19 protein-coding genes, 2 tRNA genes and 3 rRNA genes are annotated in these 24,784 nt (G+C 49.9%); 7 read left to right on the top strand and 17 right to left on the bottom strand.

Annotated features, from left to right (window positions below; genetic code table 11):
- Positions 1 to 154: 154 nt before the first annotated feature.
- Entirely contained in the window at positions 155 to 1,978 is a 1,824-nt protein-coding gene (gene typA / locus EIP93_RS00175; protein ID WP_125232098.1) for a ribosome-dependent GTPase TypA, read from the bottom strand.
- A 369-nt stretch (positions 1,979 to 2,347) separates the two neighbouring features.
- On the opposite strand from typA, the gene glnA reads away from it, so the two are divergent.
- The 4 genes from glnA to EIP93_RS22700 all read left to right on the top strand — a co-directional run bounded on the left by glnA (position 2,348) and on the right by EIP93_RS22700 (position 6,724).
- Positions 2,348 to 3,757: a glutamate--ammonia ligase gene (glnA, locus tag EIP93_RS00170; protein ID WP_125232097.1), complete on the top strand. Its 1,410-nt coding sequence runs from the start codon at positions 2,348 to 2,350 to the stop codon at positions 3,755 to 3,757.
- Between the two features lie 216 nt (positions 3,758 to 3,973).
- Positions 3,974 to 5,023 carry a nitrogen regulation protein NR(II) gene (gene glnL / locus EIP93_RS00165; RefSeq protein WP_103862873.1) on the top strand — a complete coding sequence of 350 codons (1,050 nt, stop codon included), beginning with the start codon at positions 3,974 to 3,976 and terminating at the stop codon, positions 5,021 to 5,023.
- Between the two features lie 7 nt (positions 5,024 to 5,030).
- Positions 5,031 to 6,443, top strand: coding sequence for a nitrogen regulation protein NR(I) (gene glnG, locus EIP93_RS00160; RefSeq protein WP_039349760.1), 1,413 nt, complete (start codon positions 5,031 to 5,033; stop codon positions 6,441 to 6,443).
- Between the two features lie 143 nt (positions 6,444 to 6,586).
- Entirely contained in the window at positions 6,587 to 6,724 is a 138-nt protein-coding gene (locus EIP93_RS22700; protein ID WP_145962345.1) for a YshB family small membrane protein, read from the top strand.
- A 54-nt stretch (positions 6,725 to 6,778) separates the two neighbouring features.
- Here the strand turns inward: EIP93_RS22700 and EIP93_RS00155 are convergent, their stop codons facing one another.
- The 4 genes from EIP93_RS00155 to yihI form a co-directional block, all read right to left on the bottom strand.
- Positions 6,779 to 7,027 (bottom strand): hypothetical protein, encoded by a 249-nt coding sequence (locus EIP93_RS00155; RefSeq protein ID WP_125232096.1) that lies wholly within the window; start codon positions 7,025 to 7,027, stop codon positions 6,779 to 6,781.
- Between the two features lie 59 nt (positions 7,028 to 7,086).
- Entirely contained in the window at positions 7,087 to 8,460 is a 1,374-nt protein-coding gene (gene hemN / locus EIP93_RS00150; RefSeq protein ID WP_125232095.1) for an oxygen-independent coproporphyrinogen III oxidase, read from the bottom strand.
- Between the two features lie 147 nt (positions 8,461 to 8,607).
- Positions 8,608 to 8,784, bottom strand: a complete 177-nt coding sequence (locus EIP93_RS22695; RefSeq protein ID WP_162847971.1) for a hypothetical protein — start codon at positions 8,782 to 8,784, stop codon at positions 8,608 to 8,610.
- 3 nt (positions 8,785 to 8,787) lie between these two features.
- Positions 8,788 to 9,342, bottom strand: a complete 555-nt coding sequence (gene yihI / locus EIP93_RS00145; RefSeq protein WP_103862862.1) for a Der GTPase-activating protein YihI — start codon at positions 9,340 to 9,342, stop codon at positions 8,788 to 8,790.
- Between the two features lie 203 nt (positions 9,343 to 9,545).
- Here yihI and yihA point away from each other — a divergent pair, with 203 nt between their 5' ends.
- Positions 9,546 to 10,181, top strand: coding sequence for a ribosome biogenesis GTP-binding protein YihA/YsxC (yihA, locus tag EIP93_RS00135; protein WP_103862863.1), 636 nt, complete (start codon positions 9,546 to 9,548; stop codon positions 10,179 to 10,181).
- Between the two features lie 203 nt (positions 10,182 to 10,384).
- Here yihA and spfP read toward each other — a convergent pair whose 3' ends face one another.
- From spfP to EIP93_RS00115, 5 genes are all read right to left on the bottom strand, one after another.
- Positions 10,385 to 10,432, bottom strand: a complete 48-nt coding sequence (gene spfP / locus EIP93_RS23140; protein ID WP_071892919.1) for a small protein SpfP — start codon at positions 10,430 to 10,432, stop codon at positions 10,385 to 10,387.
- Positions 10,433 to 10,594: 162 nt separating this feature from the next.
- Positions 10,595 to 13,384 carry a DNA polymerase I gene (gene polA / locus EIP93_RS00130; protein ID WP_125232094.1) on the bottom strand — a complete coding sequence of 930 codons (2,790 nt, stop codon included), beginning with the start codon at positions 13,382 to 13,384 and terminating at the stop codon, positions 10,595 to 10,597.
- Positions 13,385 to 13,762: 378 nt separating this feature from the next.
- A complete protein-coding gene (dsbA, locus tag EIP93_RS00125; protein ID WP_103862865.1) occupies positions 13,763 to 14,386 on the bottom strand; it encodes a thiol:disulfide interchange protein DsbA in 624 nt (207 codons plus the stop codon).
- Positions 14,387 to 14,410: 24 nt separating this feature from the next.
- Positions 14,411 to 15,397, bottom strand: coding sequence for a serine/threonine protein kinase (locus EIP93_RS00120; RefSeq protein WP_125232093.1), 987 nt, complete (start codon positions 15,395 to 15,397; stop codon positions 14,411 to 14,413).
- 78 nt (positions 15,398 to 15,475) lie between these two features.
- Positions 15,476 to 15,745 carry a YihD family protein gene (locus EIP93_RS00115; protein ID WP_005968263.1) on the bottom strand — a complete coding sequence of 90 codons (270 nt, stop codon included), beginning with the start codon at positions 15,743 to 15,745 and terminating at the stop codon, positions 15,476 to 15,478.
- 212 nt (positions 15,746 to 15,957) lie between these two features.
- On the opposite strand from EIP93_RS00115, the gene mobA reads away from it, so the two are divergent.
- Both mobA and mobB read left to right on the top strand, forming a co-directional pair.
- Entirely contained in the window at positions 15,958 to 16,536 is a 579-nt protein-coding gene (gene mobA, locus EIP93_RS00110; RefSeq protein ID WP_103971633.1) for a molybdenum cofactor guanylyltransferase MobA, read from the top strand.
- A complete protein-coding gene (gene mobB / locus EIP93_RS00105) occupies positions 16,526 to 17,047 on the top strand; it encodes a molybdopterin-guanine dinucleotide biosynthesis protein MobB (protein WP_107332076.1) in 522 nt (173 codons plus the stop codon). The genes mobA and mobB overlap by 11 nt, the downstream gene beginning before the upstream one ends.
- Positions 17,048 to 17,236: 189 nt before the next feature.
- Here the strand turns inward: mobB and rrf are convergent.
- The 7 genes from rrf to rbsK all read right to left on the bottom strand — a co-directional run bounded on the left by rrf (position 17,237) and on the right by rbsK (position 24,762).
- A 5S ribosomal RNA gene (gene rrf, locus EIP93_RS00100) occupies positions 17,237 to 17,352 on the bottom strand.
- A 125-nt stretch (positions 17,353 to 17,477) separates the two neighbouring features.
- Positions 17,478 to 20,387: ribosomal RNA gene (locus EIP93_RS00095) — 23S ribosomal RNA — on the bottom strand.
- 211 nt (positions 20,388 to 20,598) lie between these two features.
- Positions 20,599 to 20,674: transfer RNA gene (locus EIP93_RS00090), tRNA-Ala, on the bottom strand.
- Between the two features lie 42 nt (positions 20,675 to 20,716).
- A tRNA-Ile gene (locus tag EIP93_RS00085) sits at positions 20,717 to 20,793 on the bottom strand.
- Positions 20,794 to 20,866: 73 nt separating this feature from the next.
- Positions 20,867 to 22,408, bottom strand: a 16S ribosomal RNA gene (locus tag EIP93_RS00080).
- The 16S, 23S and 5S rRNA genes sit together here with 2 tRNA genes alongside, the layout of an rRNA operon.
- Before the next feature lie 428 nt (positions 22,409 to 22,836).
- A complete protein-coding gene (gene rbsR / locus EIP93_RS00075; protein WP_164496821.1) occupies positions 22,837 to 23,832 on the bottom strand; it encodes a ribose operon transcriptional repressor RbsR in 996 nt (331 codons plus the stop codon).
- 3 nt (positions 23,833 to 23,835) lie between these two features.
- A complete protein-coding gene (rbsK, locus tag EIP93_RS00070; RefSeq protein ID WP_103862431.1) occupies positions 23,836 to 24,762 on the bottom strand; it encodes a ribokinase in 927 nt (308 codons plus the stop codon).
- Positions 24,763 to 24,784 lie beyond the last annotated feature (22 nt).

The raw sequence follows: 24,784 nt of genomic DNA, 5'->3' as shown, positions 1-24,784 counted from the left end.
CCTCCTGAAGTAATCGTAGGATTTTCACTGTAGCGGGAAATGGAGAAACTGAACAGGGAGGAAATATAAAGGAAAGGTTAAAGTGGAAGAAAGCGCATAAAATTCAGGGCACCCGAAGGTGCCCTGTTGCGTAACAAGACAAATCCGTCTGAAATTAGACGTCTTTGCTGCCGCGGCTAGCGCGTTTACGATCGTTTTCGGTCAGGTGACGCTTACGAATACGGACAGACTGTGGCGTAACTTCAACCAGTTCGTCGTCATCAATGAATTCCAGCGCTTGTTCCAGAGACATTTTGATAGCCGGAACCAGTGTGGTTGCTTCATCGGTACCCGATGCACGCATGTTGGTCAGTTTCTTACCGGTCAGACAGTTTACTGTCAGATCGTTAGAACGTGAGTGAATACCGATGATCTGGCCTTCATACACTTCTGCACCGTGTCCGAGGAACAGCTTACCGCGATCTTGCAGGCTGAACAGTGCAAACGCGACCGCTTTACCTTGACCGTTGGAAACCAGCACGCCGTTCTGACGCTGACCGATTTCACCGGGACGCACGTCATCGTAGTGGCTGAACGTGGAGTACAGCAGACCGGTACCAGACGTCATGGTCATGAATTCGGTACGGAAACCGATCAGACCGCGAGCTGGGATCAGGTAATCCAGACGGATACGACCCTTGCCATCTGGGATCATGTCTTTCACATCACCTTTACGCTCACCCATGGCTTGCATGACTGAACCTTGGTGCTGTTCTTCGATGTCCAGCGTCACGTTTTCAAACGGCTCTTGGTTACGACCGTCGATAACGCGGTTGATAACTTTCGGACGTGATACGGCCAGTTCAAAGCCTTCACGACGCATGTTTTCGATCAGAACTGACAGGTGCAATTCACCACGGCCAGAAACGCGGAACGCATCAGCGTCTTCGGTTTCGTCAACGCGCAGAGCAACGTTGTGCACCAGCTCTTTGTTCAGACGCTCCAGAATCTGGCGCGACGTTACATACTTACCTTCTTTACCGCAGAATGGTGAAGTATTAACGTTGAAGAACATGGTAACGGTAGGTTCATCGACGCTCAGTGCTGGCAGCGCTTCGACATTCTGCGGATCGCAGATGGTGTCGGAAATGTTCAGCTCGCCCAGACCGGTGATCGCGATGATATCGCCTGCTTCCGCTTCAGTCGCGTCGATACGCTCCAGACCCAGGTGAGTCAGAACTTTACCTACTTTACCGTTACGGGTTTTGCCTTCGCTATCAACAATAGTGACTTGTTGGTTAGGCTTAACTTTACCGCGCTTGATACGGCCGATACCGATAACGCCAACATAGTTGTTGTAGTCCAGCTGAGAGATCTGCATCTGGAACGGCGCATCCATCTCAACCTGAGGCGGAGAAACGTGATCGACAATCGCCTGATACAGCGGAGTCATATCTTCCGCCATGTCGGTATGGTCGAGACCCGCGATACCATTCAGCGCAGAAGCATAAATGATCGGGAAATCCAGTTGCTCGTCAGTCGCATCCAGGTTCACGAACAGGTCGAATACCTGATCGACAACCCAGTCAGGACGCGCACCAGGACGGTCAACTTTGTTGATAACCACAATTGGCTTCAGACCGTTGGCAAATGCTTTTTTGGTCACGAAACGCGTTTGCGGCATCGGGCCATCCATCGCATCAACAACCAGCAGTACCGAGTCAACCATCGACATTACACGTTCAACCTCGCCGCCGAAGTCGGCGTGTCCCGGGGTATCTACGATGTTAATACGGTAGTCTTTCCAATTAATGGCGGTATTTTTTGCGAGGATGGTAATTCCACGCTCTTTCTCCAAATCGTTGGAGTCCATTACACGCTCGGTTGCTTCGACACGTTCACCGAACGTTCCGGATTGTTGCAACAGCTTGTCAACCAGGGTGGTTTTCCCATGGTCAACGTGCGCAATAATGGCGATGTTACGCAAATTTTCGATCACAGCTTTGCCTCAGGCATTTAGAAATAGCGCGCTATTGTACACGTATTAATCGAGGGACTAAACAAGATCACAAGCATCTATGATAAACAACCTAGAGCTGCCTGCTTTGTGATCCCTTTCACGGTGCAAAAGCGCTACAAGCGAACATGAATGCACTAAATTAGTGCAATAATTCACATATGGAGCACCATTTTGGTGCTTTAAACTATAATGGTGCAGTGGGTTTACGTGAGAAAGCCCCAAGGAGCAACACATTGCACACATTTAAAAAGTTGGCACACTTTTAGCTTTAGTCTACTCACGGCAACAACATCAATCCACAACGATATTCGTTCCACGACGATAAATGACCAATCGGGAGAACCAAGTATGTCCGCAGAACATGTTTTGACGATGCTGAATGAGCACGAAGTGAAGTTTGTTGATTTACGCTTCACTGATACTAAAGGTAAAGAGCAGCACGTCACCATTCCGGCTCATCAAGTCAATGCCGACTTCTTCGAAGAAGGTAAAATGTTTGATGGTTCCTCGATTGGCGGCTGGAAAGGTATTAACGAGTCAGACATGGTTCTGATGCCCGATGCCAGCACCGCAATGATCGATCCGTTCTTCGAAGATTCTACACTGATCATTCGTTGTGACATCCTCGAGCCAGGCACAATGCAAGGCTATGACCGCGACCCGCGTTCTATCGCGAAACGTGCGGAAGATTTCCTGCGTTCTTCCGGCATTGCCGATACCGTCCTGTTCGGGCCTGAACCAGAATTCTTCCTGTTCGATGACATTCGTTTCGGCAGCAGCACGTCCGGTTCTCACGTTGCTATCGACGACATCGAAGCTTACTGGAACTCCGGTAAAGCATACGAAGGCGGTAACAAAGGTCACCGTCCAGGTCTGAAAGGCGGCTACTTCCCAGTTCCACCAGTCGATTCATCACAGGACATCCGTTCTGCAATGTGTCTGACCATGGAGCAAATGGGTCTGGTTGTTGAAGCTCACCACCACGAAGTGGCTACCGCTGGTCAGAACGAAGTGGCTACCCGCTTCAACACCATGACCAAAAAAGCTGACGAAATTCAGATCTACAAATATGTCGTGCATAACGTGGCTCACGCTTACGGTAAAACCGCGACCTTCATGCCAAAACCAATGTTCGGTGATAACGGTTCAGGTATGCACTGCCACATGTCTCTGTCTAAAGACGGCACTAACCTGTTCGCTGGCGACAAATACGGCGGCCTGTCTGAAATGGCGCTGTTCTACATCGGCGGTGTTATCAAGCACGCTAAAGCCATCAACGCCCTGGCGAACCCGACCACTAACTCCTACAAGCGTCTGGTCCCAGGCTACGAAGCACCTGTTATGCTGGCTTACTCTGCCCGTAACCGTTCTGCTTCAATCCGTATCCCAGTGGTTGCTAGCCCTAAAGCACGTCGTATCGAAGCACGCTTCCCGGATCCAGCAGCTAACCCATACCTGTGCTTCGCTGCACTGCTGATGGCTGGCCTCGACGGCATCATCAACAAAATCCACCCTGGCGATGCGATGGACAAAAACCTGTACGACCTGCCGCCAGAAGAAGAAGCAGAGATTCCAAAAGTTGCAGGTTCTCTGGACGAGGCCCTGGCTGCACTGAACGAAGACCGCGAGTTCCTGACTCGTGGTGGCGTGTTCACCGACGATGCTATCGACGCGTACATCGAACTGCGTAAATCTGAGATTGACCGCGTTCGTATGACGCCGCACCCAGTTGAGTTCGAACTGTACTACAGCGTCTAATAACTAAGCGTCTAATTTCTACCTCGGCGTGGTTGGGGGTGCTGATACCCGACCATGACCGATAAACAACAGAATACTAAGAAGTTTGTTTTTGTTGCCGTGGAAACGCTTCAGCCCATCTTCGGATGGGCTTTTTTCACCACCGGCATTGGCCGTTGCGACGTAACATCCATCATCCACACTACAATGCACCACGACGGTGCGGGAGTCTGCGTTATGGCAACAGGCACGCTGCCCGATGCTGGGCAGATCCTAAATTCCCTGATAAACAGCATCTTATTGCTGGATAACGATCTGGCGATTCACTATTCCAACCCGGCAGCACAGCAATTACTGGCACAAAGTTCGCGTAAATTATCCGGCACGCCGCTGCCCGATTTGCTGGGATACTTTTCTCTGAATATCGGTTTACTGCGTGAAAGTCTGGATTCAGGACAAGGTTTTACGGATAACGAAGTCACCATCGTCGTAGATGGCAAAGCGCACATCATGTCGCTCACCGCTCAGCGGGTACAGAACGATTTTATCCTACTGGAAATGGCGCCGATGGATAACCAGCGTCGTCTCAGTCAGGAACAGCTTCAACATGCACAACAGCAGGCCGCCCGTGATTTGGTCCGAGGCCTGGCGCATGAGATAAAAAATCCGCTTGGCGGATTGCGCGGTGCCGCGCAGTTGCTTGCTAAAGCACTGCCTGACCCAGCGTTGACGGAATACACCAAGGTCATTATCGAACAGGCTGATCGCCTGCGTAATCTGGTTGATCGCCTGCTCGGGCCACAGCAGCCCGGCCTGCACGTCACCCAAAGCATCCATCAGGTTGCCGAACGCGTTTGCCAGCTTGTCTCACTGGAAAAGCCAGATAACGTGACGCTGGTGAAAGACTATGATCCCAGCCTGCCAGAGCTGACGCATGACCCCGATCAGATTGAACAGGTACTGCTGAATATTACCCGCAACGCGCTACAGGCGCTGGGCGAGGAAGGCGGAACGATTACGATACGTACCCGCACGGCTTTTCAGCTCACGTTACACGGTGTGCGCTATCGTCTCGCCGCTCGTATTGACGTGGAAGATGACGGCCCCGGCGTACCTGCTCAACTACAGGACACACTGTTTTACCCGATGGTGAGCGGACGCGAAGGGGGAACCGGTTTAGGGCTTTCCATCGCCCGCAGTCTTATCGACCAGCACTCCGGTAAAATTGAATTTAACAGTTGGCCAGGACACACCGAATTCTCGGTTTATCTGCCTATTCGCCAGTGAGGTTACAATGCAACGAGGGATAGTCTGGATTGTCGATGACGATAGCTCCATCCGTTGGGTGCTTGAGCGCGCGCTTGCTGGTGCGGGTTTAACCTGTGCAACGTTTGAGAACGGAAATCAGGTACTGCATGCGCTGGCGACACAAACGCCTGACGTTCTGCTGTCCGACATCCGTATGCCAGGAATGGATGGATTAGCGCTCTTACAGCAAATCAAACAGCGCCACCCAATGCTCCCGGTCATCATTATGACGGCACATTCCGATTTGGATGCCGCGGTTAGCGCTTATCAACAGGGTGCGTTCGACTATTTGCCGAAGCCATTCGATATTGATGAAGCCGTTGCGCTGGTTGAGCGCGCGATCAGCCATTATCTGGAACAGCAGCAGCCGGTACGTAACCAACCGATCAACGGTCCGACAACGGACATTATCGGCGAAGCCCCCGCGATGCAGGATGTCTTTCGCATCATCGGCCGCCTGTCTCGCTCGTCGATCAGCGTACTGATTAATGGCGAATCGGGAACCGGTAAAGAGCTGGTAGCACACGCCCTGCATCGCCACAGCCCGCGTACCAAAGCCCCTTTTATCGCGCTGAATATGGCGGCCATTCCCAAGGATTTGATCGAATCAGAACTGTTCGGCCATGAAAAAGGCGCGTTTACGGGCGCAAACCAGATTCGTCAGGGCCGCTTTGAGCAAGCCGATGGCGGTACACTGTTTCTGGATGAAATCGGCGATATGCCGCTAGACGTACAAACACGTCTGTTACGCGTATTGGCAGACGGGCAGTTTTATCGCGTTGGCGGTTATGCTGCGGTAAAAGTGGATGTTCGTATTATCGCGGCAACGCACCAAAATCTTGAACAACGCGTGCAGGAAGGCAAATTCCGCGATGACCTGTTTCATCGCCTGAATGTGATCCGCGTTCATCTGCCACCGCTACGTGAACGTCGGGAAGATATCCCCCGCCTGGCACGTTATTTCTTGCAGGCTACGGCCAAAGAACTGGGCGTCGAACCGAAGAATCTGCATCCAGAAGCGGAAACAGCGCTAACTCGTTTACCGTGGCCTGGCAACGTGCGCCAATTGGAAAACACCTGTCGCTGGTTGACTGTCATGGCCGCCGGTCAGGAAGTACTCATTCAGGACCTGCCTCCTGAACTGTTCGAGACCACCGCACCTGATTCCACCGTGCATATTCTGCCAGACAGTTGGGCCACGCTGTTGGCACAATGGGCCGATCGCGCACTGCGTTCCGGTCATCAAAACCTGTTGGCAGAAGCACAGCCAGAAATGGAAAGGACGTTGCTGACAACGGCACTGCGGCACACGCAGGGGCATAAACAGGAAGCGGCAAGATTGTTGGGATGGGGCAGAAATACTCTGACGCGTAAATTAAAAGAGCTGGGGATGGAGTAGCGAAATTGCTTTTTTATTGCTCAATTGTTAACAAGTGATTTGGTGATAAAAAATACAATCTGGCGCACGAAATTGTCATTAATTTGTACTTTACTTGCCTCGAGTCAGCAGTATGATCGTGTCGCTGATTCGGGAGGAACACCATGCTGGATTCATTGATTTCCGTTGCAACACTTTCTGTTGCAACACATGGCGCTGAAATTGGCTCCGCGGCAAGCCATTCGCCGCAGGCTGCTATTGCCGCCGTTTTGTGTGCCGCACTGATTAACTTCTTTAGTTAATCCTATAAACGCTCAAGAACAGCCAGTCGGTGCTAACATCGACTGGCTGTTTTTCTATTTACGTTTTTCAGCGTCCGTATAGGCTGGCATGTCAGCCACTTTCAGGTCAGGATGCATCGCTTCAATCTCTTTAATCAGCTTATCGAATACGTCCACAATGCCATTCCCAACAATGCCGCGAAATTTCTTATGTTCGTCTTCAGGCACTTTCCCCTGTAATGTTTTTACCTCGTTGTACATGAGGTTCGCGAGGTTAAGTGCCTTATCCCGATATTCTCTGGCAATCTCTTTATCTGAAAACATGCGCTCTCCTTGTCATTAAAACCTTTTCTCCACTCAGGATAGCCCCCCTCTCCGAGCAGTTAAATCACTCGGGAAAATTGCTGTGTTCTGAGCTTGTTACGTAGATAGACATCAAAGCACATACAGATATTGCGGATCAGCAAACGCCCTTTCGGCGTAACCACCAGCCCGTCTTCCTGACTATCGACCAGCCCATCGGCCACCAGCGGTGCCAGCAATGCTAAATCCTGCTCAAAGTAGGTTTTAAAATCGATAGCGTATTCCGCTTCAATGGGCGCATAGCTGAGCTGGAAATTACAAATGAGCGTCTTAATCACATCGCGGCGAAGACAGTCATCACGCGTCAGCTGTAACCCACGCCACAGGCCATTTCCCTGGTCTTTAACCTGCGCGTAATACTGCTTCAGCTCTTTCTGGTTCTGAGCATAGCTATCACCGATCATACTAATCGCCGACACACCCATACCGAGAAGATCGCTATCGCCCTGCGTCGTATAGCCTTGGAAATTGCGATGCAGCTTCCCTTCTCGCTGTGCCACTGCCAGCTCATCGTCCGGCCGAGCAAAGTGATCCATACCGATAAACTGATAGCCCGACTGCGTCAGTGATCCAATCGTCTGTTGCAGAATATCCAGCTTTTGTTCCGCGCTCGGTAAATCCGCTTCTTTAATCTTGCGCTGTGCCGCGAACAGGCTGGGTAAATGCGCATAGTTAAAGACGCTAAGCCGGTGAGGGTTTAATTCCGCAACGCGCTGTAGCGTAAAGGCGAAGCTTTCCGGCGTTTGTTTCGGCAGGCCGTAAATCAAATCAATGTTGGTTGAGGTGAAGCCTAGCGCTTTTGCCCGCTCAATAAGAGCAAAAATAAAGTCTTCATCCTGCTCACGATTAACCAGTTTCTGAACATCTTTATTAAAATCCTGCACGCCCATGCTAAGGCGATTGAACCCTTCAGCCCGCAGATGATCGAGGACGTCCAGCTCAATTTCTCGCGGATCGACTTCAAGCGACAGCTCAGCCTGATCGGAAAAAGAGAACAGCTCGCGCAGCAGCGACATCAGCCGACTAATTTGTACTTTATTCAGGTAGGTTGGTGTACCGCCACCCCAATGCAATTGCGTCACTGTTCGTCCGACGAATAGCGGCGCACGCTGGCGAATTTCCAGCTCCAACACATCAAGGTATTCATCCGCTTTATGCTGCTGACGCGTAACCAGCTTATTACAGCCGCAGAAATAGCACAGCCGATGGCAAAAAGGGATATGGATATACAGCGACAGCGGTCGCTGTGGATAACGGGCGATGGCATGCTGAAACGCAGGCTCATCGTAAGCTTCACTGAATTCTAACGCTGTGGGATAAGACGTATAACGCGGCCCAGAATAGTTATATTTTTGAATCAGGGCCAGATCCCAGTCAACGGACGGTATCGACATATTCGCTCACTCCTTCCAGTTTTTACTCGGTGGGTTATCCTTCCCCTCCTTCAGATCACCAAAAAATGGCGTTCAAAAACGCTCCCGGCGTTTTGCTACTCGTCTCATCCCTGAGACTCGCCCTAAAGGGCCGTCACCTTGTGACGTTCAAAAACGCTCCCGGCGTTTTTGTCTTGGGCGTAGACGTCGAACCTGATTCACGCGCCCGTTAAACAGGGCGCGATGCAACCGGTGCTTACGCTTAGACAATAGCCATAGTTTACTGAACAGACAGAGCAGATAAAACGCAACCAGCAATATCAGGAACAGAAACAGCCATTTCATTGATTAGAACGTGTCTTTCGGGTTATTACGTTTCAAAAGCTGCAGCATATCTTCCTGCTGCTCTTCTTCGTCATCATCACCCAGCTCGATTCCAAGCTCTTCCATCAGGATGTCGATACGATCCAGCGTTTCATCAACCCATGATTGTTCTTTGGCGCTCAGCGTCTCGCCGCTATCCAGACGATCCAACAAGGCATCCAGACGCGTATCGTTTTCTAACATTTCCAGCTCTTCTTCCGGTGACATCGTCGGCTTGGTAACAACGACTTTCTCCACAGGTTCAGAAGGCTTCGACTTAGGCTTCGGTTTAGCGATATCGCTATCCAACACGCCAAGCTGTACAGGCTTTTTGCTGCCGATACGCGGATCGGCGACTTTACGCTGACCAGAGCGCTGATCGGCGGATGCTTTTTCCTGAGTTCGGCTGCCCGACGCGTGACCACGGTGCTTTTTATCTTTTTTCCGTTCGCGCGCTTCACGCTCCAGCTCTTCACGGGTCTTTCTTTTTACTTTGGGTTTCCCTGCCTGATCGGCAGCCCCTTTGACAGGTCGGTTCATAATATTGTTCTCAGGTACACAGATATAAGGGAAGTGCGGCGGAATCTAGCAGAAAGCCCGCGAATAAAAAAGCGTCCACATCAGACAGCTGGGCTTTTCTTTTCGCATCAGTCTGCTGCATTTCGAGACAGATAAAGCCGCCTTTATTGTCAGTTACAGGTATAATCCCCAACCAGACAGAGATCCAGATAGAGATAACCACCGTGACCCAGCAATATAACTACCACATGACGCGTTTTATCATCAGCGCCCCGGATATTCGCCATCTGGCAACAGATAGCGGTATTGAAGTGGCCTTTGCTGGGCGCTCTAATGCCGGAAAATCCAGCGCACTGAACACGCTGACCAACCAGAAAAACCTGGCACGAACCAGTAAAACGCCGGGCCGTACTCAGTTGATTAACCTGTTCCAGGTGGTAGACGGCGTGCGTTTGGTCGACCTTCCCGGCTATGGCTACGCCGAAGTACCGGAGCAAACGAAGATCAAATGGCAACGTGCGCTCGGTGAATACCTGCAAAAGCGTAACAGTCTTAAGGGTCTTGTTGTGCTGATGGATATTCGCCATCCGCTGAAAGATCTCGATCAGCAAATGATTCAGTGGGCTGTCGATGTTGAACTTCCAGTCTTAGTGCTGCTGACCAAAGCCGATAAGTTGGCTTCAGGCGCACGTAAGACACAGTTGAATATGGTGCGCGAGGCTGTCTTGCCATTTATGGGTGATATTCAGGTCGAAGCATTTTCGTCACTGAAAAAACTCGGCGTCGATAAACTACAGCAGAAATTGGACAACTGGTTCAGCACGCTGCCACACGCTGAAGAAGAACAAGAAGCAGAATAATCCTTTCACGTGGTGCAGTGTATCATCACTCGCATCACGCCCCCACTTTCCCGCAATGATCGCCCACCAGAGATGTTCTTCACACTCGAAACCGTGCTGACCCACTGCTATCTATCAGGCAGTTACTGACATTTTGAGGGTAAAAATCCTGGATAAAGCCCATAAAAAACGCCCCGCTCAAAACTGAGCGGGGCGGCTAATATTCAGCCAAATCCGATTACGTGAAGTAAAAGGTCTGAAAGATAGAACATCTTACCTCTGTACCCTACGTCTTTAACTCTACCCTATTTTTTCACGGGAACAAAGGCTTTTTTGTTGTTTACTTTCATAGAAAATGGTTATCGATTACACAAAGTTAAACCAGGTCACACAATACTGTTATTTAATTACAGAAATAGCATAAAAATCGGCCATTAATGTGCTTCATCCCAGTTCATGCCCGTACCGATGTCTACCTGTAACGGAACATTCAATTGCATACAACCTTCCATTAATGCTTTGATTTTACTAATGGATTCTTCAATAACCGAATCATGAATCTCGAAAACCAATTCATCGTGAACCTGCATGATCATCTTCACCTTCGGCGTGTCTTTCTGTAGCCAATCGTCAATCGCGATCATCGCTTTCTTAATAATATCAGCAGCCGTGCCCTGCATTGGGGCGTTAATCGCCGCACGTTCTGCGCCTTTACGCGCCATCGCATTACGAGAATGAATATCTGGCAGGTAGAGACGGCGGCCATCCAAAGTGGACACATAGCCATGCTCAGCAGCCTGTTGGCGCGTCCGCTCCATGTAATCCTGCACACCAGGGTAACGCTCAAAATACAGGTTCATGTATTTCTGCGATTCGCTACGCGGAATATTCAACTGACGCGACAGGCCAAACGCGCTCATGCCGTAGATCAGGCCGAAGTTGATCGCTTTAGCACTGCGACGCTGTTCGGATGTCACCTTATCCAGCGCGATGCCAAACACTTCTGACGCCGTTGCCCGGTGGATATCCAGCCCGTTCGCGAATGCGTTCAACAGCCCTTTATCACCCGATAAGTGCGCCATGATGCGCAGTTCGATCTGCGAGTAGTCAGCCGCAACAATGCTGTAGCCCTTAGGCGCAATGAATGCCTGACGAATACGGCGCCCTTCATCATTACGCACCGGGATGTTTTGCAGGTTCGGATCGCTGGAAGACAAACGCCCGGTCGCAGTAACAGCCTGATGATAAGAGGTATGCACACGCTTCGTCGCCGGATTGATCATCAGCGGCAGCTTATCGGTGTAAGTAGATTTCAGCTTGGCTAAGCCACGATATTCCAGGATCAGCTTCGGCAGAGGGTAATCCAGCGCCAGCTCAGCCAGCACTTCCTCATTGGTTGATGGCGCGCCTTTTGGCGTTTTCTTCAGAATCGGCAGCTTTTGTTTTTCATACAGAATGCCCTGTAGCTGCTTGGTCGATGAGAGATTGAATTCTTCACCCGCCAGCTCATACGCTTGGATTTCTAGCTCCGCCAAGCGTGCTGTGAGCTCTTTTGAATGTTCTGCCAGAATGACGGGATCGATCAGCACGCCTGTACGCTCGATGCGGGATAAAACCGGCACCAGCGGCATATCGATAGTCTGGAAGACCTGACACAGATCGGCATGCGGCTGGAGTTTCCCCCAGAGCTTCTGGTGCAGATGCAGCGTAACGTCCGCATCCTCGGCGGCATAAGGCCCAGCCTGTTCCAGCGCAATCTGATTAAACGTCAGCTGATTTTTACCCTTACCCGCGATCTCTTCAAAGGTAATGGTTTTATGCTTCAAATAGCGTTCGGCCAGGCTATCCATATCATGGCGGCCCGCCACGCTGTCGAGCACATAAGATTCCAGCATGGTATCAAACGCGATGCCGCGTAAATCGATGTCATACCGCTGCATCACGCCTTTATCAAATTTGAGATTCTGGCCAATCTTAAGCAGCTTCTCATCTTCCAGCAGCGGTTTGAACAAGGCCAATACCTTGGTGCGATCCAACTGTTCCGGTGCATCCAGATAGTCATGTGCCAATGGCAAATAAGCCGCTTCACCCGGCTTAATCGCAAATGACAAGCCAATTAGATTAGCTGTGAGTGTATCCAGCCCGTCGGTTTCCGTATCAAAAGCGAAAACCTCAGCCTGTTTTAAACGCTCAACCCAATCGAGCAGCGTTTTCTCACCAAGAATCGTGACATAACCGTCAGCAGAAAGCGTAGGTGCGTTGTTTTCTTCAGCAACTTGCTCAACCACCGCGTTACTCGCCGCCTGAACAGGCTGGCTACTCTTTTTACCCTGCATCCAAGTGCCTGATTCAATATCTGATAACCAGCGCTTAAATTCATAACGGGAAAAAAGACGATGCAACTCATCCACATCCAGCTCGTTAACGGTGAGCTGATCGCAGCTAAGTTCCAGCTCAACATCCGTTTTAATGGTGGCAAGCTGATAAGAGAGGTAGGCCACGTCTTTGTGCTGTTCCAGCTTCGGCGCCATAGTTTTCGCACCACGGAAGGAAAGCCCGGCAATTTTATCAAGATTGGCATATAGCGAATCCAGCCCGCCGAGCCCTTGCAATAGCGCTTGAGCCGTTTTTTCACCCACGCCAGGTACACCGGGAATGTTATCCGATGCATCTCCCATCAGCGCAAGGAAATCGATAATCAGCTCAGGAGGGATACCGTACTTATCACACACTTCCTGTGGGCCAAGAATCGAGTTATTCATGGTATTAATGAGCGTCACGCTTGGTGTCACTAGCTGCGCCATATCTTTATCGCCGGTACTAATCAGCACCGACTTACCCACTTTTTCCGCCTGCACTGCGAGCGTACCGATCACATCGTCCGCTTCTACGCCGGAAACCGCCAGAAGCGGCAACCCCATCGCTTTCACCATCTGATGCAGAGGCTCTATCTGTTCGCGTAGATCCTCCGGCATAGGTGGACGATGAGCCTTATAATTTTCGAACAGTTCATCGCGAAACGTTTTCCCTTTCGCATCAAAAACAACGGCAACGTGGCTGGGCTGATATTGCAACAGCAAACTGCGTAGCATATTCAGTACGCCATACATTGCACCGGTTGCTTCTCCCGCGCTGTTTGTTAACGGAGGGAAAGCGTGATAAGCACGATACAAATAGGATGAACCGTCTACCAGTATTAAAGGGTTTTCTGCAATCTGAGCCATAGCCTGCCGTGATCGTTGTTGTCTGTCATAGCGCTAAGCATGCCATAGGTCAGGGAAAGAGACGATCCTTAACGTGAGATATTGGCTGATTTTGCATGGATCCTCGCAAGATCTTCCTGTGGATAACTTTGTGAATAGTTTTATCCGCTTAATTGCTAATTTCTCCTATTATCTTAAGATTTTTTTTTATGTTCATTAATTTCATGAAGTTATAATATAAGCTGTTTGTTTTTAAGGCATAAGAAACCGTCATTCAATTTGTGGATATAAACAAACAGATAAATAGATATTACGGGCTGATGAGATATAAAAGATAAGAAGATGAACAGCAGGAAGGTATAAAGTCATGCGGTTTTACCCGCATGACTTATTAAATAATTACTTCTTGGCAATAAGGAACTTCACCACGTCAGCGTACTGTTTTACATATCCATCCATTGAACTGGTATCAAGACCATCATTCTTGATCATATATTTACCGTTAACGAACATGGCAGGAACGCCGCGTAATTGTAAATCTGCCGCCGCTTTTTCCTGCTGGGCAACCAAAGATTTCACAACAAAGCTATTCAGAGCACCATCAAATTCTTCCGCACTCACACCAGCTTTCACAAAGACTTCGCGAATATCTTCCGGTTTTTGTACGGTCTGTGTTTTCTGAACGGCATCAAACATCAGCGGGGTAATTTTATCTTCGACACCCAGCGCCATAGCAACAGCCCATGCCTGCGTCAGGTTTTTACCCAACGGGCCCAAGAAATCCACGTGATAACGTGTCATCTTCGTACCCTCTGGCAACGCTTTTTTTACTGCATCTGGAACGTGGTAAACCTGTTCAAATTGATAGCAGTGCGGGCAATAGAATGAGAAGAACTCAAGAACCTGAGGCTCTTGGGTTGCAGGTTTATCTAATTCTACATATTGCTTGCCATCAGAAAACTCTGCAGCAGAAGCACTAAATGCCAGAACGACACCAATCAGCGCAAGCCATAATCTTTTCATAAATTTCACTCTCTCCATTTAATTTCAGTACATTGGCATTAGCTGTAGAGGAGGTTCCTGCAACAGCTGAGTTTGCCCAATAAATATTGCCGTTTGCTTCAACCAAAAATCAGCATCCGTCATCCAGGGGAAATTTTTTGGAAAAGCAGGATCTTCCCAGCGACGAGCAACCCAGGCTAGATAATAAACCTGCCGCATCGCACGAAGAGGCTCAATCAGCGCGAGCTCTTTCTCCTGAAATTCCGCAAATTCGCTATAGGCTTCTAACAAGATATCCAGTTGAATACGTTGTTCACGACGGTCACCATGCAACAGCATCCATAAATCCTGAATTGCTGGACCATTGCGGGCATCATCCAAATCCACAAATAGCGGACCATCACGCCACAAAATATTGCCTGGATGACAATCCCCATGCAGACGCAGTGGCCGCCAGTCGTTATGCCAATAAATGTCAACTGTATCAATCAGTTGACGGGTCGCCTGTAAAAAATCATATCGATGTATTTTCGGTATTAGCGGACATGTCTCCAACAGCCGATAAGGTTCATGCAGATATTCATTTACCCCAATCGTAGGACGCTCGGTGAATAACGATTTCTGACCCGTCTGGTGAATCCGACCGAGAAAACGACCGACCCACTCTAGCTGGTCTTCATTATCCATTTCATACTGCCGCCCGCCCACGCTGGGGAATACGGCAAAATGAAATCCTTCATAGACATTCAGCGTCTGCCCATTAAGCGAGATGGGGGCAACAATAGGGACTTCATCTTCTGCCAATTGCTGGGCAAAAATATGCTCTTCCTGAATCTGTGCCGTGCTCCACCGTTCCGGGCGGTAAAATTTCACCACGAATCGTTTACGATCTTCATCCGCAAACTGGTACACCCGATTCTCATAACTGTTTAATGCTGTCAAACCAGAATCAACGCGCAGCCCAACATCCAGCAAGGCATCCATGATCAGATCGGGGAATAGCGTCTGGAAATTAAATATCGAACTATTCATCACGGTCACAAATGGTTAGAGATGACGTAAGCGATATGCGTGCAATAGTTAGCATCATGAACGTGTTATTCCTTTCCACTAGTCTTTAATAACTCCCCGGGCACGAAGCAACGCTGTCTTAAAATCTTCTTCGTAGTCTTTCTTCAAACCGGGGATGACTTGTTCTTTATCTGCATCACGCATTTTTAGATGGTAAATAAGGATATCATCAGTCAGTTCATTTAACTGCCCCTCGAACCCCGCCTCCTGTGCAAGGTTTTGTAAAAATTGCACCAGATTTAAATCGGGTTCTTTTTGCCAGGCTGGGTGCAACAGTTCAATAAGCTCATTAACGCGATGACATTTCATTTTTTTCTCCTTAAAAACGATTTGTGCTCAATAAATTTCAAGATGCCGGAAGTCGCTTGAATGATATTGAGCATATAGTGATAAAAATAACAGCCTTGCGCATATGAGGAAAGAACTTGGTCTTCAGCGAAAGTTTTTAGAGAATAACGCATAGTTTATCCCTCAAAACATTCAGAACAGAAGAAAGTGAGCATAGATACTTGGAAAGTAAAATGATTACTGGCGTTATTCTCGCAGGCGGACGGGCAACACGCATGGGCGGACACGATAAAGGTCTGATAGCACTGAACGGTGTGCCGCTATACCAGCACGTTCTGTCTCGGCTCAAAGCACAGGTCGATGAGGTCATGATCAGCGCTAATCGCAATCAGGCTGTGTATGCACAAAGTGGCTGCCGCATTATTGGTGACTTTGATGCAAGCTTTCCAGGCCCGCTGGCGGGTATTCTGAGTGGATTGCATGCCTCCCCATCCGAATGGGTCGTATTTGTCCCTTGCGATGTCCCAGCTCTCCCCTTCGATCTGGTGCACCGCTTGTGGCAAGCACGTGGGGAAGCAAATGCGGCTTATGCCACAGATGGAGAACGTCCACATCCCACATTACTCTTAATTAATAGAAACCTTATTGAGCCGCTGGAAGCTTATCTGCATCTTGGAAACCGTAAGCTGATGCTATTTATGGAACAGGTTGGAGCAAACGCCGTTTCATTTAGCGAGCAGCCTAAAGCCTTTCGCAATATGAATTCGCCTGAAGATTTATCCAATTGGGAGGATCAACGCCGTGAATCCTAATCGTGTCCCCTTACTCGCTATTGTTGCTTATAGCGGTACAGGTAAAACGACATTACTTAAACACGTCATCCCGCTACTGACTAATCATGGTGTTCGAGTCGGACTCATTAAACATACGCATCATCAGATGGATATTGATACGCCAGGTAAAGATAGCTATGAGCTCCGTAAGGCAGGCGCAGCACAAACGATTGTCGCCAGCAGCCAAAGGTGGGCGCTAATGACGGAGACTCCTGGTCAGGAAGAACCAAATATTTACCACCTAGCTGGGAAAATGGATGCGTCTACTCTCGATCTGGTGCTGGTTGAGGGGTTCAAACATGAGAAGGTCGCTAAAATAGCCTTATTTCGCCAATCGTTGGGTAGAGAATTAAGTGATTTGATCGATGAGTATGTCATCGCGATTGCAGCAGATCGTGAGATCGACACCATGCTTCCAGTGCTTGATATCAATCAACCAGAGCAGGTTGCTACTTTTATCTACCAATGGCTCAAAAATAATAATCTGTAGTGCGGAACAGACAACCGTTAACACTGAACCATTGGGTAATGTCTGGCAGAAAATGGGCTTCTGAACCCAAAAAAACAAACCCTCCCATGCGCTATATCCAGCATGTGATCTGCAGGTTTTTGTAAATCAACCCAATTTCCCATAGCAAAAAGCCCCTGTCTTTCGACAGAGGCTTTCCACTTATTTGATGCCTGGCAGTTCCCTACTCTCACATGGGGAAACCCCACACTACCATCGGCGCTACGGCGTTTCACTTCTGAGTTCGGCATGGGGTCAGGTGGGACCACCGCGCTATCGCCGCCAGGCAAATTCTGTTTCATTCCAATCGTCATGCTTCGCTTTCGCTCTCGCACAACCATCAGAACCAATCCTAAAACAAGCTGATTATCAAAATCTCTCTGAGTCCATCTCAAAACACCTTCGGTGTTGTAAGGTTAAGCCTCTCGGGTCATTAGTACTGGTTAGCTCAACGTATCGCTACGCTTACACACCCAGCCTATCTACGTCGTAGTCTTCAACGGCCCTTCAGGGGCATCTAGTGCCCAGGGAAGACTCATCTCGAGGCAAGTTTCCCGCTTAGATGCTTTCAGCGGTTATCTCTTCCGCACTTAGCTACCGGGCAATGCAATTGGCATCACAACCCGAACACCAGTGGTGCGTTCACTCCGGTCCTCTCGTACTAGGAGCAACCCCTCTCAATCTTCCAACGCCCACGGCAGATAGGGACCGAACTGTCTCACGACGTTCTAAACCCAGCTCGCGTACCACTTTAAATGGCGAACAGCCATACCCTTGGGACCTACTTCAGCCCCAGGATGTGATGAGCCGACATCGAGGTGCCAAACACCGCCGTCGATATGAACTCTTGGGCGGTATCAGCCTGTTATCCCCGGAGTACCTTTTATCCGTTGAGCGATGGCCCTTCCATTCAGAACCACCGGATCACTAAGACCTGCTTTCGCACCTGCTCGAGCTGTCACTCTCGCAGTCAAGCTAGCTTATGCCTTTGCACTAACCTCCTGATGTCCGACCAGGATTAGCTAACCTTCGTGCTCCTCCGTTACGCTTTGGGAGGAGACCGCCCCAGTCAAACTACCCACCAGACACTGTCCGCAACCCGGATCACGGGCCCACGTTAGAACATCAAACATTAAAGGGTGGTATTTCAAGGTTGGCTCCACGCAGACTGGCGTCCACGCTTCAAAGCCTCCCACCTATCCTACACATCAAGGCTCAAGGTTCAGTGTCAAGCTATAGTAAAGGTTCACGGGGTCTTTCCGTCTTGCCGCGGGTACACTGCATCTTCACAGCGAGTTCAATTTCACTGAGTCTCGGGTGGAGACAGCCTGGCCATCATTACGCCATTCGTGCAGGTCGGAACTTACCCGACAAGGAATTTCGCTACCTTAGGACCGTTATAGTTACGGCCGCCGTTTACCGGGGCTTCGATCAAGAGCTTCGCCTTGCGGCTGACCCCATCAATTAACCTTCCGGCACCGGGCAGGCGTCACACCGTATACGTCCACTTTCGTGTTTGCACAGTGCTGTGTTTTTATTAAACAGTTGCAGCCAGCTGGTATCTTCGACTGATTTCAGCTCCATGAGCAAGTCACTTCACCTACCATCAGCGTGCCTTCTCCCGAAGTTACGGCACCATTTTGCCTAGTTCCTTCACCCGAGTTCTCTCAAGCGCCTGAGTATTCTCTACCTGACCACCTGTGTCGGTTTGGGGTACGATTTGATGTTACCTGGAGCTTAGAGGCTTTTCCTGGAAGCGTAGCATTGGTTACTTCATCACCGTAGTGACTCGTCATCACGCCTCAGTGTTAATGACGACCCGGATTTACCAAAGTCATCCACCTTCACGCTTAAACCGGGACAACCGTCGCCCGGATAACCTAGCTTTCTCCGTCCCCCCTTCGCAGTAACACCGAGTACAGGAATATTAACCTGTTTCCCATCGACTACGCTTTTCAGCCTCGCCTTAGGGGTCGACTCACCCTGCCCCGATTAACGTTGGACAGGAACCCTTGGTCTTCCGGCGTGCGGGTTTTTCACCCGCATTATCGTTACTTATGTCAGCATTCGCACTTCTGATACCTCCAGCAACCCTCACAGGTCACCTTCGACGGCTTACAGAACGCTCCCCTACCCAACAACACCTAAGTGTCGCTGCCGCAGCTTCGGTGCATGGTTTAGCCCCGTTACATCTTCCGCGCAGGCCGACTCGACCAGTGAGCTATTACGCTTTCTTTAAATGATGGCTGCTTCTAAGCCAACATCCTGGCTGTCTGTGCCTTCCCACATCGTTTCCCACTTAACCATGACTTTGGGACCTTAGCTGGCGGTCTGGGTTGTTTCCCTCTTCACGACGAACGTTAGCACCCGCCGTGTGTCTCCCGTGATAACATTCTTCGGTATTCGTAGTTTGCATCGGGTTGGTAAGTCGGGATGACCCCCTAGCCGAAACAGTGCTCTACCCCCGAAGATGAATTCACGAGGCGCTACCTAAATAGCTTTCGGGGAGAACCAGCTATCTCCCGGTTTGATTGGCCTTTCACCCCCAGCCACAAGTCATCCGCTAATTTTTCAACATTAGTCGGTTCGGTCCTCCAGTTAGTGTTACCCAACCTTCAACCTGCCCATGGCTAGATCACCGGGTTTCGGGTCTATACCCTGCAACTTAACGCCCAGTTAAGACTCGGTTTCCCTGCGGCTCCCCTATACGGTTAACCTTGCTACAGAATATAAGTCGCTGACCCATTATACAAAAGGTACGCAGTCACCCTGATTAATCAAGGCTCCCACTGCTTGTACGTACACGGTTTCAGGTTCTATTTCACTCCCCTCGCCGGGGTTCTTTTCGCCTTTCCCTCACGGTACTGGTTCACTATCGGTCAGTCAGGAGTATTTAGCCTTGGAGGATGGTCCCCCCATATTCAGACAGGATGTCACGTGTCCCGCCCTACTCATCGAACTCACAATTTGTGCATTTTTGTGTACGGGACTATCACCCTTTACTGTGCGACTTTCCAGACGCTTCCACTAACACACAAACTGATTCAGGTTCTGGGCTCCTCCCCGTTCGCTCGCCGCTACTAGGGGAATCTCGGTTGATTTCTTTTCCTCGGGGTACTGAGATGTTTCAGTTCCCCCGGTTCGCCTCATTACGCTATGTATTCACGTAATGATAGTGTGTCGAAACACACTGGGTTTCCCCATTCGGGTATCGTCGGGTATAACGCTTCATATCAGCTTACCGACGCTTATCGCAGATTAGCACGCCCTTCATCGCCTCTGACTGCCTAGGCATCCACCGTGTACGCTTAGTCGCTTAACCTCACAACCCGAAGGTGTCTTAAAGACATCATCGCGCTGCGATTATTTGAGAGACTCATTGACGCACTGATACACCATTCATACCCGCAGGTATCAATGCATGTTCAGCTGTCATGTTTCAATTTTCAGCTTGTTCCAGATTGTTAAAGAGCAAAACTTCGCAGTGTACCCAAACAGGTACACTCTGAAGTTTTCTATATAGCGAGTAGTGATGGTGGAGCTATGCGGGATCGAACCGCAGACCTCCTGCGTGCAAGGCAGGCGCTCTCCCAGCTGAGCTATAACCCCATCGTTGCTTACAGATACCTTAGATACCACTCATGGAAGAGTTGGTAGGCCTGAGTGGACTTGAACCACCGACCTCACCCTTATCAGGGGTGCGCTCTAACCACCTGAGCTACAAGCCTATTAAGGTATTTCTGCTCGTTATTTTCATCAGACAATCTGTGTGAGCACTTCACTTAACACACATCTTCTTGGTAAGGAGGTGATCCAACCGCAGGTTCCCCTACGGTTACCTTGTTACGACTTCACCCCAGTCATGAATCACAAAGTGGTAAGCGCCCTCCCGAAGGTTAAGCTACCTACTTCTTTTGCAACCCACTCCCATGGTGTGACGGGCGGTGTGTACAAGGCCCGGGAACGTATTCACCGTAGCATTCTGATCTACGATTACTAGCGATTCCGACTTCATGGAGTCGAGTTGCAGACTCCAATCCGGACTACGACGTACTTTATGAGGTCCGCTTGCTCTCGCGAGGTCGCTTCTCTTTGTATACGCCATTGTAGCACGTGTGTAGCCCTACTCGTAAGGGCCATGATGACTTGACGTCATCCCCACCTTCCTCCGGTTTATCACCGGCAGTCTCCTTTGAGTTCCCGACCGAATCGCTGGCAACAAAGGATAAGGGTTGCGCTCGTTGCGGGACTTAACCCAACATTTCACAACACGAGCTGACGACAGCCATGCAGCACCTGTCTCACAGTTCCCGAAGGCACTAAGGTATCTCTACCGAATTCTGTGGATGTCAAGAGTAGGTAAGGTTCTTCGCGTTGCATCGAATTAAACCACATGCTCCACCGCTTGTGCGGGCCCCCGTCAATTCATTTGAGTTTTAACCTTGCGGCCGTACTCCCCAGGCGGTCGATTTAACGCGTTAGCTCCGGAAGCCACGCCTCAAGGGCACAACCTCCAAATCGACATCGTTTACAGCGTGGACTACCAGGGTATCTAATCCTGTTTGCTCCCCACGCTTTCGCACCTGAGCGTCAGTCTTTGTCCAGGGGGCCGCCTTCGCCACCGGTATTCCTCCAGATCTCTACGCATTTCACCGCTACACCTGGAATTCTACCCCCCTCTACAAGACTCTAGCCTGTCAGTTTTGAATGCAGTTCCCAGGTTAAGCCCGGGGATTTCACATCCAACTTAACAGACCGCCTGCGTGCGCTTTACGCCCAGTCATTCCGATTAACGCTTGCACCCTCCGTATTACCGCGGCTGCTGGCACGGAGTTAGCCGGTGCTTCTTCTGCGAGTAACGTCAATCGATAAGGTTATTAACCTTACCGCCTTCCTCCTCGCTGAAAGTGCTTTACAACCCGAAGGCCTTCTTCACACACGCGGCATGGCTGCATCAGGCTTGCGCCCATTGTGCAATATTCCCCACTGCTGCCTCCCGTAGGAGTCTGGACCGTGTCTCAGTTCCAGTGTGGCTGGTCATCCTCTCAGACCAGCTAGGGATCGTCGCCTAGGTGAGCCATTACCTCACCTACTAGCTAATCCCATCTGGGCACATCTGATGGCGAGAGGCCCTAAGGTCCCCCTCTTTGCTCTTGCGAGGTTATGCGGTATTAGCTACCGTTTCCAGTAGTTATCCCCCTCCATCAGGCAGTTTCCCAGACATTACTCACCCGTCCGCCGCTCGTCACCCAGAGAGCAAGCTCTCCTGTGCTACCGCTCGACTTGCATGTGTTAGGCCTGCCGCCAGCGTTCAATCTGAGCCATGATCAAACTCTTCAATTTAAGATTTGTTTGATTTGCTGAACTCGTCAGCGATGCTCAAAGAATTAGTAACTGTTCATTCGTAATGAATTTTACTGTTGTTCACTCTTCAAGACTTTTTATATCGTTAAGATACGGTCTTGTGAGTGCCCACACAGATTGTCTGATTAAATTGTTAAAGAGCAGTGCCACTTCATCGGTGGCGCGGGCTGCATATACTATGCTTTTCCGCTGTGAAGTCAAGTCATTACTGACTGCTTCGTTGAATCTTTTTGCTGTCACCACAACCGCGTGTCGCTGTTGCCGTGTCAGTGGATGCGCATTATAGGGACTTCTCGCACGCTGACAAGCGCTAAATGCAAAAAAATTACCGAGTGATTTTTTTTTCAGCAAAGCGAATTAAAAGACGCCGTTATGCCGGATTTTTCACCGCTAATTGGGCGAAATCCTCACCGGACAGACTGACGCACCATCAATTCCGGCGTCAACACCAGCGCATTAGGTTCTGTATTGGGATGTTCTAGACGATACAAGAGTGTATCAACCGCTAATTCACCGAGTTCATCTTTAGGTTGGTGAACGGTAGTAAGAGGTGGAGACATATAGCGGGCCAGTTCAATGTCATCGTAACCAATAACTGCCATATCTTGCGGAATAGAAAGTCCAGCCTGATAAAGCGCATGGTAAACGCCAACGGCCATCGCATCGTTACTGGTGAACACCGCTTCAGGTTTATCTTCCAGCGCTAACAACTGCTGCATAGCGCGGTAGCCCGCTTCAAACTCAAAATCACCGAAAATTTCATAATCAGCGGGAACGAATAGCCCAGCGAGCTGCATCGCCTGTCGATAACCTTCTAATCGGTTGTAGGCTGTCGTCTTATCTTTCGGACCCGCAATGCAGGCTATCTTTTTATAACCACGGGAAATGAGGTAATTGGTCGCGATCTCTCCACCGAGCAGGGAATTATCTTTAATGACGTCCATAACGCCTTCAAAAGGTGCCCAATCCATCATGACCATAGGTATAGAAGGATAGCGACTCATCATTTCAGGCAAAGGGCGATGGTTTTCGGTGCACATCAGCAGTACGCCGTCGACCCGCTTTTGCAGCAGCGTTTCGAGACTATGGCTCATTCTGTCGCGATCGCCTTCGGTGTTGCACAGAATCAGGCTATAGCCTCGTTCATAACAGCAGCGCTCTACGCCACGCACCACTTCGGCATAAAACGGGTTATTACTGGCAGTGAGCAACATGCCGATGGTGCGGGTCTGGTTTATTTTCAGACTTCTGGCCAACGCAGACGGCGCGTAGTTGAGATCCTCAACGGCCTTCATCACTTTTTCGCGAATGGTATCGCTGACAAAGCGATTGTTATTAATGACGTGAGATACGGTAGAAGTAGAAACGCCCGCAAGACGGGCGACATCTTTCATGGTGGCCAAAGATCACCCCTGGGTTTGCAAAAATGCGTCGATCTCTTCACGCCACGGGACAGAGGGCTGAGCACCTCGGCGAGTAACAGCTATCGCAGCTGCCGCATGGGCAAATTTCACTGCGGAGGACATGGGTTTATTTTCCAGCAATGCAGTCACTAATGCGCCATTAAACGTGTCTCCGGCGGCGATAGTATCCACGGCTTTTACACGATATCCCGGAATTCGCAGCCCCTGACCGTTTTCACTTAACCATACGCCACGGCTACCCAATGTGATGAGCACCGTTTCGATACCTTTATCATGAAGAACCTGTGCTGCGCGAGCCGCATCGTCTTCCGTCTCAACGGTAATTCCCGTCAGGAACTGTGCTTCGGTTTCATTCGGCGTGATCATATTGACCAGCGATAACAGTTCATCGGGTAGCTCGCGGGCAGGAGCGGGGTTCAGAATCACTTTTGTTTGGTGTTCATGCGCGAGTTTAGCGGCCGCAATAACCGTTTCCAACGGCGACTCAAGCTGCATAAGCAACGCTGAAGAATCAATAATGTGTTGCTGATGACGATGAAGGTAATCAGGCGACACCGCAGCATTTGCGCCTGCATTAATCGCAATCATGTTCTCAGCGTCGGCGTTAACAAAAATCAGCGCAACACCGGTTGTTTCCCCGGAGATAGCCTCAACGGCGGAAACATCAATATTGTCCTTGGATAGCTGCTGGCAAATACGGGTGCCGATATCATCTTCTCCAACGCAGGCAATAAAGGCGATGTCTGCACCGCTTCGGCCAGCAGCAACGGCCTGATTGGCACCTTTCCCACCGAAAGCAACGCTATATTGCTCACCGATCACCGTTTCGCCTGGGCGGGGAAATTGCTCAAGATTGAGAATATGGTCAGCATTAATACTGCCCAGCACCACCAGCTTACCCGTTTTCATTATGTCGAATCCCGCTACGTTA

It is taken from the genome of Pectobacterium versatile (assembly GCF_003932035.1).
Taxonomy (GTDB): domain Bacteria; phylum Pseudomonadota; class Gammaproteobacteria; order Enterobacterales; family Enterobacteriaceae; genus Pectobacterium; species Pectobacterium versatile.
Note: the sequence above shows the minus strand (reverse complement) of the source record. Positions and strands in the feature narration are given on the sequence as shown.

What these genes read in the sequence shown, in the direction of transcription:
- glnG (WP_039349760.1), top strand. Translation starts at nt 5,031, where the DNA reads ATGCAACGAGGGATAGTCTGGATTGTCGATGACGATAGCTCCATCCGT.
- mobA (WP_103971633.1), top strand. Translation starts at nt 15,958, where the DNA reads ATGATTACTGGCGTTATTCTCGCAGGCGGACGGGCAACACGCATGGGC.
- EIP93_RS00155 (WP_125232096.1), bottom strand. Translation starts at nt 7,027, where the DNA reads ATGTTTTCAGATAAAGAGATTGCCAGAGAATATCGGGATAAGGCACTT.
- dsbA (WP_103862865.1), bottom strand. Translation starts at nt 14,386, where the DNA reads ATGAAAAGATTATGGCTTGCGCTGATTGGTGTCGTTCTGGCATTTAGT.
- EIP93_RS00115 (WP_005968263.1), bottom strand. Translation starts at nt 15,745, where the DNA reads ATGAAATGTCATCGCGTTAATGAGCTTATTGAACTGTTGCACCCAGCC.
- EIP93_RS22695 (WP_162847971.1), bottom strand. Translation starts at nt 8,784, where the DNA reads ATGAAATGGCTGTTTCTGTTCCTGATATTGCTGGTTGCGTTTTATCTG.
- glnA (WP_125232097.1), top strand. Translation starts at nt 2,348, where the DNA reads ATGTCCGCAGAACATGTTTTGACGATGCTGAATGAGCACGAAGTGAAG.
- hemN (WP_125232095.1), bottom strand. Translation starts at nt 8,460, where the DNA reads ATGTCGATACCGTCCGTTGACTGGGATCTGGCCCTGATTCAAAAATAT.
- yihI (WP_103862862.1), bottom strand. Translation starts at nt 9,342, where the DNA reads ATGAACCGACCTGTCAAAGGGGCTGCCGATCAGGCAGGGAAACCCAAA.
- EIP93_RS00120 (WP_125232093.1), bottom strand. Translation starts at nt 15,397, where the DNA reads ATGAATAGTTCGATATTTAATTTCCAGACGCTATTCCCCGATCTGATC.
- glnL (WP_103862873.1), top strand. Translation starts at nt 3,974, where the DNA reads ATGGCAACAGGCACGCTGCCCGATGCTGGGCAGATCCTAAATTCCCTG.
- polA (WP_125232094.1), bottom strand. Translation starts at nt 13,384, where the DNA reads ATGGCTCAGATTGCAGAAAACCCTTTAATACTGGTAGACGGTTCATCC.
- EIP93_RS22700 (WP_145962345.1), top strand. Translation starts at nt 6,587, where the DNA reads ATGCTGGATTCATTGATTTCCGTTGCAACACTTTCTGTTGCAACACAT.
- rbsK (WP_103862431.1), bottom strand. Translation starts at nt 24,762, where the DNA reads ATGAAAACGGGTAAGCTGGTGGTGCTGGGCAGTATTAATGCTGACCAT.